This window comes from Chryseobacterium vietnamense (genome assembly GCF_031454475.1).
GTDB lineage: Bacteria > Bacteroidota > Bacteroidia > Flavobacteriales > Weeksellaceae > Chryseobacterium > Chryseobacterium vietnamense.
Window position 1 is genome coordinate 640,076 of the sequence record NZ_JAVDQX010000003.1, and the last position, 13,254, is coordinate 653,329.

Genomic DNA, 13,254 nt, shown 5'->3' on the forward strand with positions numbered 1-13,254 from the left:
ATAAAGTTTTTATAAATCAGGTTCTTGATTTTACAGCATCATTAGCTGATTTCATTTCCCTTGCTTTTTTCAGTTTCTGATTTCCGAAATTATAGGTAACCCCGATGCTCATTAACCTTGGATAGTTGAAGTTGGTGATATTATTGTATTTTCCATTAGGCTGTACTCCTTTAATACTGTAGAAACTTTGATTGAATAAGTCACTCACTTCAGCTACGATTGTCCAGTCTCCTGCAATTTTTTTCAGACTCAAATCAAAGCTTTGTCTTGCACCTATCATACCTCCTTCCATTGCGGTCTGGCTGGCAAAGAAGTAATTCACTCCCAGGAACCAGTCTTTTTTAGAAGACAGTCTGATAACATTATTGAGGGTTGCAGACATATTGTAGTTTTTAACATCAATGATATAAGGATCTACTACCTCAGTTTCTCCCGGAACGGGCATAGAAGTAGGATCTTCAAATACGCCACCCTTATAGGTAACATATCCTAAATTGACAGAATAGTTGGTTGTCCATATGTCTTTGAACCATGATTTGTTCATTCCAAGAGTTAATGCAATCTCCCTGTTCTTACCATAATTAGTTCTGATATATCTTAAGAATCTGGTAGTTTCCATAATTGGATTTCCTTTGATATCCTTGATGATTTTCCCCTTAGAATCTTTTTTAGGAGCTGTTACCGTTCCCTGCAATGGAATCAGGTCTGAGGCTGCTGCATCTTCCACCATATTAAAACTAAGATTGGCATAGAAAGCATTTTTGTACATATAGTTTAACTCCTGATTATAATATTTGGAAGCCAATATAAATGGATTGTTCTGTGTATAATTGGTTGGAGTAAAATAGGTTCTTGAAGGATTCAGCTCCCAGAATCTCGGTCTTCTGATTCTGCTGGAAAAAGTATAGCTTAAATTATGGTCTGCACTGATGGCATAATTTAAATTCAGGTAAGGCAGAAGGTTGTTGTAATTTCTTTCAAATCCTGTTTTGTCTACAATATCTCCGGTACTTCTGGTCATTTCATATCGCGCACCTATTTTTCCGGATATTTTTTCAGTTAATTTTCTTTCATAGTTCAGATAAATCCCCAATATGTTTTCCTTGTAAATAAAGTGATTGGTTTGGTTGGGATCAATGATAAATTCTCCGTTTTTCAGTTTATCCTGTCTGGTATCATTATCCGTGTTAGTGTGATTGTAGCTTATTCCCATCAACCATGTAGCTCCTTTCGCTGTCTTTTTCAGATAATCAATATTAGCTGCGTAATTGTTGATAATTTGTGGCACTGCCTGATGTAATGCTGAATATTTATTGATGGTATCATTTGTTAAAGGAAAACTTTCATTGAAACTTACTTTATCCCTGTTGAACCACAGGTAAGAAACGTTTGATGTAAGCTTACTTCCCAGGGAATCTGTTTTCATCTCATAATTTAAATTGAAAGAGTGATTTCTGGTCTGTGCATCCTCATTATTGACTGTTCTGTTATTTAACACCCCGTTTTGCCAGTTAGTAATATCCAGTACGGAATTGAAGCTTTTATTGTATCTCATATTGTAGGAGAATCCAAGACTGTGTTTTTTATTGATCTCGTAATCAACATTGAAACCACCTCCAAAATTTTTGTTAGGATCATCATTAAACCCAAAGGATTCATTTTTGAAAGTAGGATCTCCGTTGGACAGCGTATATCTTTGTCTGTCTGTCCAGCTTCCCGTTCTGAAATTGGAATTACCAGACCATTTTCCCTGTCTGAAATTAAAAGAAGCTCCTGCATTGGGATTATTGTAATAAGCTTGCTCGTTCTGCATTTTCAGCGTTCCGTTGTAGCCGTTGTTTTTGCTTTTTTTCATGACAATATTAATCACGCCTTCTTTAGATTCAACCTGGAATTCACTTCCGGGAACTGTAATGACTTCTATTTTCTGGATATCCTCAGATGGAGTAGACTTCAGCATTTCAATCAATGCCTCAGAATCCATATTGGTTTTCTTATTGTTGATGTAAATTACCGCATCATTTTTTCCCAAAATCTTCAGCGTCTTTCCGTCTATGCTGGAAATCATCGGTGTTTGTTTCAAAAGATTAAAGGTGTTGGTTCCTTTTGCGATAGATGAAGAAGCTACATCGTATACCAAACGGTCACCTTGCTTTTTGAAAACCTGCTTCTTGAGAGTCACTGCATCTATAGCATTTACTTTCAAACTATCTTTTTTCTGCTGGGCAGTGATAAGTCCACCGAAAAATAGTGCTGCAATAAGAATTTGAGTCTTCATGATTATTCTTTTTTAATTAATAGCTTGTATGGTTTGTTATTTAACATTACAAAGATATATAATAAATCTAGTATCATGCAATACAAAGTACTGAAAAATATTTATAAATAAATATAATCAATTGATTATCAGTTATTAAAAATTTACATTAAAATATTGATTGCCTGACCTTTTCTGTATAATAAGACAAATAAGGAGGAGTAAATGTTACATCAAAGACAAAAATTAATGAAGATTTTTTTAAAATTGAAGAAAAAGAATAAAAAATATCAGTGATGTTATTTTATTATTAATTTAGTGAAAACTAAAAACTAATACCATATGAGAAAATTTTACCTCTTATTTTTGTTGTCTATATTATTATTTTCATGTAAAAATGAAGCTTTATTAGAAATAGAAGAAAATACCCCAAATTCAACATCTAATTATAATTTTGGGAATACTACACAACGAAATTTCCAGGGAGTAGTTCTTGATACAAACGGAATGCCGGTTTCCGGAGCAACAGTTACCATTGGAACCAATACAGTTACTACCAATCTTAAAGGTTTCTTCACATTTAAAAATGCTTCAGTAAAAGAAAACTTTGCCCATGTAAAAGTGACCAGGGCTGGCTTTGTAAATGCATCAAGAGTTTTAGTTCCTACCAACGGAATAAACAGAGTGAATATCATGATGATTCCTGTAACAACGACATCTACAATTACTGCTGGCTCAGTATCTACAGTTTCACTACCCAACGGAACCAAAGTGAAATTCGATGGAAGCTTCAAAGATGCAAATGGAAATACATATTCAGGAAGTGTGAATGTGGGAGTTTTTCACCTGGCTCCATCCAACCAATATCTTAATGAATTAATGCCAGGATCCTTTTTGGCTACCGATGCGGGAGGGATTGCCAGAATAATGGAAACTTTTGGGATGATGCATGTACAATTAACAGGAAGCTCCGGACAAAATCTTCAGATTGCCAACGGCCATACTGCAGAAATTAGCGTTCCGGTGGATGCTGCACAAACTTCCAGCTCACCAGCCACAATACCATTATGGTCTTATAATGAAGATACCGGAATGTGGAAAGAAGAAGGCTCTGCTACAAAGATCGGAAATACTTATGTAGGAACAGTAAGCCATTTTTCCTGGTGGAATTATGATGCACAGTTTCCCCAAGCCACGTTGAAAGTAACAGTAAAAAACGCAGCAGGGCAGGTTTTACCTAATACTAGAGTTGTTTTAAAGAGAACTTCTCAAGCATATGAAAGTTACGGAATGACAGATAATACAGGAATGGTTTCCGGAATTGTTCCGGCAGGTGAGGTTCTCGTTTTAAAAGTTTATGATGTTTGTAATAACGTATTATATACCTCTAATGTAGGCCCTTTTCCCGTTGGAATTGTAACAACAATCCCTGATATTACCATAACCAATTCCACGTCTGTTAATTATACTATTCAGGGAAGTCTTAAAACCTGTACAAATACCGATGTTACCGATGGTTATGTAATATTGAAATCTGCCTTAAACACAAACTATTTTCAGTATTTGTCCTTACCGGTAAACAGTACTGGAGGTTTTACATTCAACACATATGCATGTACTGCAAATCCTCAGTTTACCTATGAGGGGTTTGATGCTATTAATTTACAAAGTACCAATGAAGTAACTTTCACGGCTCAATCTACGACAGTCAATTTGGGGAATATCATGGTTTGTAATGCTTTGAGCGAATTGATCAGCTATAAAATTGATAATCAACCAACCGTAAATATAGTGGGATTGTTCAATGCACAATGGACAGGTCTTATACCTACATCACCTACTATGTCATCTAAACAATTGCGAATAAATTCTATGAATGGGACAGGACCATTCTTTACTATGACTCAGAATAATATGTTGGGAGTGGCTGCAAGCTTTACATCCTATTATGGGCTTGAATTTTCTGGAGGTTCTATTAACTCCAATAACGGAAATGTAGTTGTGAATATAACTTCTTTTGGAGCAGTAGGAGACTACATAGATTTCACAGTCAATGGAACATATACTGATAGTTCTGGAAATCATACCTTCACGGCAACAGGACATGTGAAAAGAGATTTGTAATCACTATAAAAATAAGAAAGGACCGAAAAGGTCCTTTTTTTATGATGTATTTATTCTCTATCGAATCGTGCGAGCTTTTTATCCACCCAAACCGTTGCAAAAGGGAAGAATGCCGATAATAAGGCAAAAACAAAATCCTCATCATCCCAGTTATAAATTTTTCTTGCAGGAAGGCATAGTAATAGATAAAGGGTGAAAAATAATCCGTGTAAACTACCAATAACGCTGATGAAGATAATCGAATATAAATTTTCATCATATCGGATCCAGATCATCGCAACGCAATACAGTAAAAGACACGAAACGGCTTCTGCAAGACAGATCTGTTTAAACCATTTGATGATTTTTTCCTGAGAATATTTTGAGAAAAATTTTTCGATGAAGTCCATTTCTTAAATTATGAGGTGAGAGATAAAAGGTAAGAGTCTTTCTCTGGCTTTTAATTTTAGCCTCTCATTTCCAATAGGCAAAATTACTTATAAAAACTACTACCATCCAAATATTCAAAAACTTCAGGTGGCAGCATAGGCCTTACATTTTTACCATTTTTAAGCATCGTACGGATTTCTGTAGCAGAAAGTTCTATTACCGGTGCTTTGATCATGGAGATATTTTCATGCTGTAAATATTCAGAATCTTTCTTTCCCCCCTCAAATACTCTTGGATAAACAATGATATGATGATTTTTGATCAGGATATCAGAATTTTTCCACTTGTGAAGGCTCTTCAGATTATCTTCTCCCATGATCAGGCTGAAAGAGTAATCAGGATGTTTTTCATGAAGATACGTCAGAGTATCAATAGTATAGCTTGGTTTCGGAAGAGAAAACTCCACATTGGAAGCTCTCATATTGGGATAATTCTTTACCGCAAGTTGTACCATATCAAGTCTGTTATGGTCATTCAGTAAAGATTTTTTGTCTTTAAATGGATTTTGCGGGCTCACTACAAACCAAAGCTCATCCATATCAGAATTTTCCAGAATATAATTGGCCAGAATAAGGTGTCCGATATGAATAGGATTAAATGATCCGAAAAATAAACCGATTTTTTTCATTTGTTCAGCTAGCAGGTAGAAGATTATAGGTAATAGTTAATCCCTGAATTTTACATCCTTGATATTAAGATAATGGGTGACATTGCCTTTCCAGTGGTTTTCTTCCAGGGTAAAAGCAAGATCGAAATTTTTATTTTTAAAATCTTCAACAAACTGTCCCAGTTTAAATCCGACACATTCAATATTACGTCCCGTAGATTCCTGTCTGATATAAAACTTCAGGTGATTATTATCTTTTCCCATTGTTTTTACATATCCGGAAAGCTTTTGATTCGTTAATGTAAAGATAGGTTTCATATTATGTGGTCCGAATGGAGCCAGCTTTCTGTGGAAATTGATAAACTCTCTGTTGATTTCGTCCACTGTAATCTCAGTATCAATGGTAATAGAAGGTTCTTTCTGATGATCCTTGATTTTTTCAGAAACTATTCTTTCAAATTTTTCTTTGAAGGCAGCAAACTTCTCTTTCTCCATTGAAAGTCCGGCAGCAGCGTGATGCCCCCCGAATTTAAGGAAATATTCAGAACAGAGATCGAGAGCTTCATGTACATCAAAATCAGAAACAGATCTTGCAGAAGCTACCATCTCCCCATTATTACCATCGGTAAAAACAAGCGTAGGTTTATAATACGTTTCAATAAGTCTCGAGGCAACGATACCAATTACCCCTTTATTCCATTCGGGATGATATACGATGGTGGTATGTTTGGTTTCCTGCTGGGATTCTATAATCTGATTCAGAGCAGAAAGTGTGGAATTCATGTCCAGTTCACGTCTTTCATCGTTGAGGTTCATGATATCATTTACAATCTGGTTGGCATGTTTCAGATTGTCAGAAACCATAAGCTCTACAGCTGCTTTACCATGAGAAATTCTTCCGGCAGCATTAATTTTAGGAGCTATTTCAAAAACGATATTGGAAATTTCAAAATGAGAGAGCTTATCCTCAGGAATCAATAATCTTAACCCAAGATTTCTGGTTTTTCTGAGGGTTTTTAATCCCATTTTAGCCAAAACTCTGTTTTCACCTGTCATGGAAACAATATCTGCAGCAATGGAAATTGCCAAAAGGTCTGTCAGTTCAAATAATTCTGCTTCCGGTAATTTGTAAATTGTATTAAGTCCCTGGCAAAGTTTAAAACCAACGCCACATCCGGAAAGTTCTTTGAAAGGATATCGGCAGTCACTTCTTTTAGGATCAAGTACAGCCGCAGCATCAGGAATCTCTTCACCCGGAAGGTGATGGTCGCAGATAATAAAATCAATGTCCAGATTCTTGGCATAGTTGATCATATCCAGGGCTTTTATTCCGCAATCCAGAGCAATGATTAATGAAAAACCATTTTCTTTGGCGAAATCAATTCCTTCTGTAGAAATCCCGTATCCTTCAGAGTTTCTGTCCGGAATGTAATAATCCAGATATTTTTTCTCAACAATTTTACTGAGATATAGATACATTAAAGCAACTGCTGTGGTTCCATCCACATCATAGTCACCATATACCAATATTTTCTCACCATTTTCAATAGCTGTTGCAATACGCTCTACAGCCTTTTGCATGTCTGCCATTAAAAACGGATTATGTATATCGGTAAGGTTAGGTTTGAAAAATTCTCTGGCCTTTTGATAATTGTCAATTCCCCTTAGAACGAGGATTTTAGATTCAAAAGTACCAAAACCAAGTGACGAACTTAGTCTGTCCACAACTTCCTCATCGGGTTCAGGCTTGTAAATCCATTTTTGACTCATTTCACAAAAATAAGGAAAAAAAGTGTAAAAAGACAGATTCAAAATCGGGAAGAATTATGAATTTACGTGAAGAAATAGTACAGAAAGAGATTATTCTGTTTATTTCCGGCACATTCAGTTGCTGTTTTTATTAGAGAACCGAGCGATTCTCAACCATTACCGTTGCTGTAGTTTGAAAATTTATCCCCTTATAAAAATTATACTAAAACAGATAAATGGTGAAATTTAATTCGAAAAGTAGATGATATTTATTCTGTTTATAAAGTTTTTTTGTTTGTGGATGTAATAATATTTTGTTTATAATATGAATTAAATTAGTTAAAATATGTTAATTCGTTAGGTTTATTTGAAAATAAATTATATTTGTACTGAATAAAAATACAAATTATGAGAAAAAAAATTACAGTAGGTTTCTTTTGCTTAATGACAGTATTGTTGTTTAGTAAAATTAATGCACAGACTTATCAGACGCTACAGGTGGTTAGTGGGTATAATGCTGATCTTATTGCAAACGGATCAGGCGCATCATCATCCAGTACCACTCAAAATGTGGATTCACCAGCTAATGGTTATGTATTTATGTCTAAAGACTTTGTAAACGCAGCAGGAGTGACGCCTACTTCAGGATTACCAAGTTCAGGACTAATTAATTCCGCGAATACAACAGGGTTGTCATTTCAGTTGGCTCCCTACACATCGAATAATGCATTAAGGCTCGAAAATATCAATGATTCGGGAAGTTTAAATTTTGCATCATCACCAAAGGTATCAAAATTGTTTGTGTTGGCAACCGCTGGAGGCGGAAGTTCTGTTGCTAATATTGTAGTCAATTTTACAGATGGGACTAATCAGACATTTACAAATCAGTCTATTAATGATTGGTATTGGGGAACAGGATTTGCAATAATGGGAATTGGGCGCGTAAATAGAGTTACTGATGCTATAGAAAATATCACTTATAATCCCAGGTTATATGAAATAGCGTTGCAGATTAGTTCTGCAAATCAGTCAAAAAGCATTGCCAGTATATCTGTTAAGAAAAATTCTTCAACAGGTATTTTATCTGTTTTTGGGTTTTCTTATATTGCTGCCGGCAGCTGTATCGCACCGGATTCTATAACAGTTTCCAATTTGACTTCAAATTCCGCTACAGTTTCCTGGACAGCCGTTCCGGGAGTATCGTCTTATGAACTTTACAGGAGTACTTCAAACGCAGCTCCTGTAGGATCCACTACACCAACAGATACAGGAATTACGACTGCTACAAAAAACATTACAGGCTTATCTCCCGCTACATCCTATAATATTTGGGTAAGATCAAACTGTGGAGGAGGGAGCGTGAGTGAATGGAGTCCGGTAATGGCTAATTTTACGACACCTTGTTTATCCGTTGATACACCTTATACAGAGGATTTCAATTCTTCATATGGGACCCTTCCAACGTGTACTTCGCAGCAACTTATAAATCCTGGAACAAATTGGAGTACTGGTATTGGGGCATCGTTAGGTTTTAATTCTAACATACTTTATAGATATAGTAGTGGTTCAAGTGATAAAAATACATGGTTTTATACTAATGGAATCAACCTGCAGGCAGGTGCTTCTTATACTTTTACATTTGATTATATTAATCAGGGCAGTCCTCAAAATTTTAAGGTTGCATATGGTACATCACCGTTAGATGTTGCAATGACCAATATAATTCACGACTATCCTAACGTGAATGTCAGTACACATGTGCCTGTATCCGAGACTTTTACAATTACACCTGCAGCAACCGGGGTTTATTATTTGGGGTTTAATATGTATACAACGGCTGTCATGAGCGCGAGTGCCCCTTTTGGAATGGGAATGATGGCATTTGATAATGTATCATTAACTTTAGCTAACTTGTCTACATCTGAAAATCTTTTATCTAAGAATTTACAGATCTATCCCAATCCAACAAGTGATTATTTAAATCTTAAAGGAGATAAGAAAATTACAGCAGTTAAGATATTTGATATTTCAGGGAAGATGGTGTTGTCTTTAGATAAAACAGAAGGAAAAATTGATGTTTCTCGATTGATTAAAGGAGATTATGTTCTTGCGGTTCAGAATGCAGACGGAACTTCTTATACCCATAATTTTATTAAGAAATAATAACTTAGCCAATTCATTATATAAAAATAGCTGTTCAAACGAACAGCTATTTTTATTTTGAAAAATATTTTAAAATTAAGAATACATTTTCTCTCTTAATTCTTTTACTTTTTTATCAGCAAGGTATTCATCGTAAGTCATTTCTCTGTCGATAATTCCGGTAGGAGTTAATTCGATGATTCTGTTACAGACTGTTGAAAGCATTTCGTGGTCATGAGATGCCAGTAAAAGATTTCCTTTAAAGTTAGATAAAGAGTTGTTCAACGTTGTAATACTCTCCAGGTCTAAGTGGTTGGTAGGTTCATCTAATAAAAGAACGTTAGCTTTTTGAAGCATCATTCTACTGAACATACATCTCATTTTTTCACCCCCTGAAAGTACCTTACAAGATTTTAAAGCTTCATCTCCTGAGAATAGCATTCTTCCAAGGAATCCTCTTACAAATTCTTCGTGGCGCTCTTCATCGTTCTTTGTAAACTGTCTCAACCAGTCAACCAGGCTTAGGTCTTCCTGGAAGAAGTTGGTGTTGTCCAAAGGCATGTGAGACTGATTGGTTGTTACTCCCCACGCAACAGTTCCTTTGTCAGCCTGTACATTTCCAGCAAGAATTTCGAAGAATTCTGTAATGGCCAGAGAGTTTTTAGAAAGTACTGCTACTTTGTCTCCTTTTTTAAGGTTCAGATCAATATTAGAGAATAATAATTCCCCGTCTTTGGTTTTTTCAAGACCTTTTACATCTAAAATCTGATCTCCGGCTTCTCTTTCCATTTCGAAAATAATAGCAGGATATCTTCTTGAAGAAGGCTTAATATCGTCAATATTTAATTTGTCGATCATTTTCTTTCTTGCAGTAGCCTGTTTTGCCTTAGCAACGTTGGAGCTGAATCTTGCAATGAAGTCCTGAAGTTCTTTTTTCTTCTCTTCAGCTTTCTTGTTGGCCTGAGCTCTTTGTCTTGTTGCCAATTGAGAAGCCTGGTACCAGAAAGAGTAGTTACCCGTGTATAGGTTAAGCTTAGAATAATCAAGGTCACCGATGTGTGTACAAACCGTATCAAGGAAGTGACGGTCGTGAGATACAACGATTACCGTGTTTTCATAATCAGCAAGGAAGTCTTCCAGCCATGAGATGGTATCGATATCAAGGTCGTTGGTAGGCTCATCCAGAATCAATACATCAGGATTTCCGAAAAGTGCCTGAGCCAAAAGAACTTTTACTTTGTCTTTGTTCTCAAGTTCACTCATCAGCTGCCAGTGCATATCATCCGTAATTCCTACGTTAGAAAGCATGGTCTGAGCATCAGATTCTGCAGTCCAGCCACCCATTTCGTCATAAATTACACCTAGTTCACCGGCTTTAATACCGTCTTCATCAGAGAAATCTTCTTTTGCGTATAACGCATCCATTTCCTCTTTTATCTCAAATAATTTTTTATTACCTCTTAAAACAGCTTCAAGAACTGTAAACTGATCGTAAGCAAAGTGATCCTGCTCCAAAACTGACATTCTTTTCCCTGGTTCCAGAGATACATGCCCTGTTGTAGGATCCTGCTTTCCTGTTAGTATTTTCAGGAATGTAGACTTTCCCGCACCGTTTGCTCCGATGATCCCGTAGCAGTTTCCTTTGGTAAACATAATATTTACCTCGTCAAAAAGAATTCTTTTCCCGAATTGTAAAGATAAGTTAGATACTGTTAACATATAGTTTTGTAAATTTGGCGCAAAAATACGAAAAGAATTTGGGTATTTTGTAATAATATAATAGTCAAGTTTTTAAATGTATGGTATTTTTTATATATTTCATTAACGAAATTTTAAAATGATGAAGATTGAAAAAACAGTTAATATATTAAACAAAAGAGCCCGTTTTGAATATGAGATTCTTGAAGAATATGAAGCGGGGATGGTTTTAACAGGTACGGAAATAAAATCTTTACGTTCATCCAAAGCATCCATCACAGAATCGTTCTGTCAGTTTATTGATGGGGAATTGTACATCATCAACATGATGATTGATGAGTACAAATTGGGAACTTTTTACAATCACAAAACAAAAAGGGAACGGAAATTGCTCTTGCACAAAAAAGAATTACAAAAACTTGAAAAAAAGTTAAAGGATGCTGGGAACACCATAATACCTTTAAAATTATATATCACTGACCGTGGGAAAGCAAAGGTGCTGATAGCGCTTGGTAGAGGGAAAAAACTTTTCGATAAAAGAGAGGCGATAAAAGATAGAGAAAATAAACGGAACCTCGACAGAATATTAAAGAAAAGTTAAAAATCATTTGAAAAACTTTGTATATAAAGAAAAATTATATTTATTTTGCATTATCAATTATTTAATCATTTAATTCTATGAAAAATCTAAAATTAGGAATTTCAGCATTGGCGCTTACTGTTGCCTCTACTGTTTTCGCACAGACTACCAACAATCCGTGGTTAATCGGAGTTGGTGCTCATGCTGAAAACCACGTAGCAGCAAGAGGTAACTTCAGTAATACGTTCTCTGCTAACAATTTGACAAAAAGTATGTTCAATGTGAACAACTTTTCTATTACACCTCCACTATCTAAGTTAACAGTTGCTAGAAACGTTGGTAAAGGTTTAGTAATTGACTGGCAAACTTCTGTTGGAAATGTTGAAAACAAAAGATTCAACATGGGGAAAGAATTTTTCCTAATGACAGGTCTTGGTTTCCAGGCTCACGCTGCAGGTCTTTTATGGAACGAAGAATCTTGGTTTGATCCATATTTAAGAGTTGGTGCTAACTACTTAAGACATGACTATACAGCTCTTACTTTCCCTAGAACATCTGTTGATGCTAACGGTAACGCAATCGAAACTGTAACAAACGGTAAGGATGGTAATGAAAACGGTAAAGCTAACCACTTTACTGTAGCTACAGGTGCTGGTGCTAACTTCTGGGTAACTAAGAACTTCGGTCTTGGTGTTCAGGGAGATTATGTATCAACTCCAGGTGACAAATCTACTGTTGCTAACTTCTGGCAAGCTTCTGCTTCCATCTTATTCAGATTCGGAAACAGAGACAGAGATAAGGATGGTATCCTAGATAAAGATGACCTTTGTCCAGATACTCCAGGTTTACCAGAATTCCAAGGATGTCCTGATACTGACGGTGACGGAGTTCCAGATAAAGACGATCAATGTCCAGAAGTGGCTGGTCCAGTTGAAAACAACGGATGCCCTTGGCCAGATACTGACGGTGATGGTGTAATCGACAAAGATGACGCTTGTCCTACAGTAGCAGGTCCTGCTGAAAACAACGGTTGTCCTTGGCCAGATACAGACGGTGATGGTATCTTAGATAAAGATGATGCTTGTCCTACTGTTCCAGGTCTTCCAGAATACAACGGATGTCCTAAACCAAAAGATGTAATCGCTAAAGAAGCTACGGGAGCTCTTAAAGATATCTTATTTGATTTCAATAAAGCTACTATCAGACCTGAATCTAGTGGTAAATTAGATCAAGCGGCTACAATCATTAAGCAATCTAACGATGGTACATTCTTAGTAACTGGTCACACAGATAAGAAAGGTGCTGATGCTTACAACTTGAAACTTTCTAGACAAAGAGCTGCTTCAGTAGTAGGTGCTCTAGAATCTAGAGGAGTTAATGCAAACCAATTAAAATCTGTAGGAGTTGGAGAAAGAGACGCTACTGTTTCTGAAAAAGCTTCTGATGCAGAAAGAATGGTTGACAGAAAAGTAGTTGTTGAAGCTGTAAACGGTGCTGCTTGGGATGCACTTAAGAAATCTGATCTAGAAGTTGTAGAGAAGAAGACTGTAGTGAAGAAAGCTAAAAAAGCTCCAGCTAAGAAAAAAGCTGCTGCTAAAAAGAAAAAATAATTAATTTTTCTAAATAATGAATACCTCCAATTTGATTGGAGGTATTTTTTTTTTGTTG

General features: G+C 36.0%; 9 protein-coding genes. 4 read left to right on the plus strand and 5 right to left on the minus strand.

Annotated features, from left to right (window positions below; translation table 11 throughout):
• Window positions 1-16 precede the first annotated feature (16 nt).
• Window positions 17-2,278, minus strand: a complete 2,262-nt coding sequence (locus tag J2786_RS16990) for an outer membrane beta-barrel family protein (RefSeq protein ID WP_047427677.1) — start codon at window positions 2,276-2,278, stop codon at window positions 17-19.
• A 321-nt stretch (window positions 2,279-2,599) separates the two neighbouring features.
• Between J2786_RS16990 and J2786_RS16995 the strand changes: the two genes are divergently transcribed.
• Window positions 2,600-4,381, plus strand: coding sequence for a carboxypeptidase-like regulatory domain-containing protein (locus J2786_RS16995; protein WP_047427679.1), 1,782 nt, complete (start codon window positions 2,600-2,602; stop codon window positions 4,379-4,381).
• Window positions 4,382-4,431: 50 nt separating this feature from the next.
• Here the strand turns inward: J2786_RS16995 and J2786_RS17000 are convergent, their stop codons facing one another.
• The 3 genes from J2786_RS17000 to recJ form a co-directional block, all read right to left on the minus strand.
• Window positions 4,432-4,770 carry a DUF3817 domain-containing protein gene (locus J2786_RS17000; protein WP_047427681.1) on the minus strand — a complete coding sequence of 113 codons (339 nt, stop codon included), beginning with the start codon at window positions 4,768-4,770 and terminating at the stop codon, window positions 4,432-4,434.
• An 83-nt stretch (window positions 4,771-4,853) separates the two neighbouring features.
• The gene (nadD, locus tag J2786_RS17005) at window positions 4,854-5,438 is read right to left on the minus strand and encodes a nicotinate (nicotinamide) nucleotide adenylyltransferase (RefSeq protein ID WP_047427684.1); all 585 of its coding nucleotides are present in this window, start codon (window positions 5,436-5,438) and stop codon (window positions 4,854-4,856) included.
• 36 nt (window positions 5,439-5,474) lie between these two features.
• Complete coding sequence (recJ, locus tag J2786_RS17010) at window positions 5,475-7,187, minus strand: single-stranded-DNA-specific exonuclease RecJ (protein ID WP_047427687.1); 1,713 nt, start codon at window positions 7,185-7,187, stop codon at window positions 5,475-5,477.
• 387 nt (window positions 7,188-7,574) lie between these two features.
• Here recJ and J2786_RS17015 point away from each other — a divergent pair, with 387 nt between their 5' ends.
• Window positions 7,575-9,329 (plus strand): fibronectin type III domain-containing protein, encoded by a 1,755-nt coding sequence (locus J2786_RS17015; protein WP_310025990.1) that lies wholly within the window; start codon window positions 7,575-7,577, stop codon window positions 9,327-9,329.
• 75 nt (window positions 9,330-9,404) lie between these two features.
• Here J2786_RS17015 and J2786_RS17020 read toward each other — a convergent pair whose 3' ends face one another.
• Window positions 9,405-11,027, minus strand: coding sequence for an ABC-F family ATP-binding cassette domain-containing protein (locus tag J2786_RS17020; protein WP_047427693.1), 1,623 nt, complete (start codon window positions 11,025-11,027; stop codon window positions 9,405-9,407).
• A gap of 121 nt (window positions 11,028-11,148) precedes the next feature.
• Between J2786_RS17020 and smpB the strand changes: the two genes are divergently transcribed.
• Window positions 11,149-11,607 (plus strand): SsrA-binding protein SmpB, encoded by a 459-nt coding sequence (smpB, locus tag J2786_RS17025; RefSeq protein ID WP_047427948.1) that lies wholly within the window; start codon window positions 11,149-11,151, stop codon window positions 11,605-11,607.
• A gap of 77 nt (window positions 11,608-11,684) precedes the next feature.
• Window positions 11,685-13,196: an OmpA family protein gene (locus J2786_RS17030; protein WP_047427696.1), complete on the plus strand. Its 1,512-nt coding sequence runs from the start codon at window positions 11,685-11,687 to the stop codon at window positions 13,194-13,196.
• The last annotated feature ends 58 nt before the right edge of the window (window positions 13,197-13,254 follow it).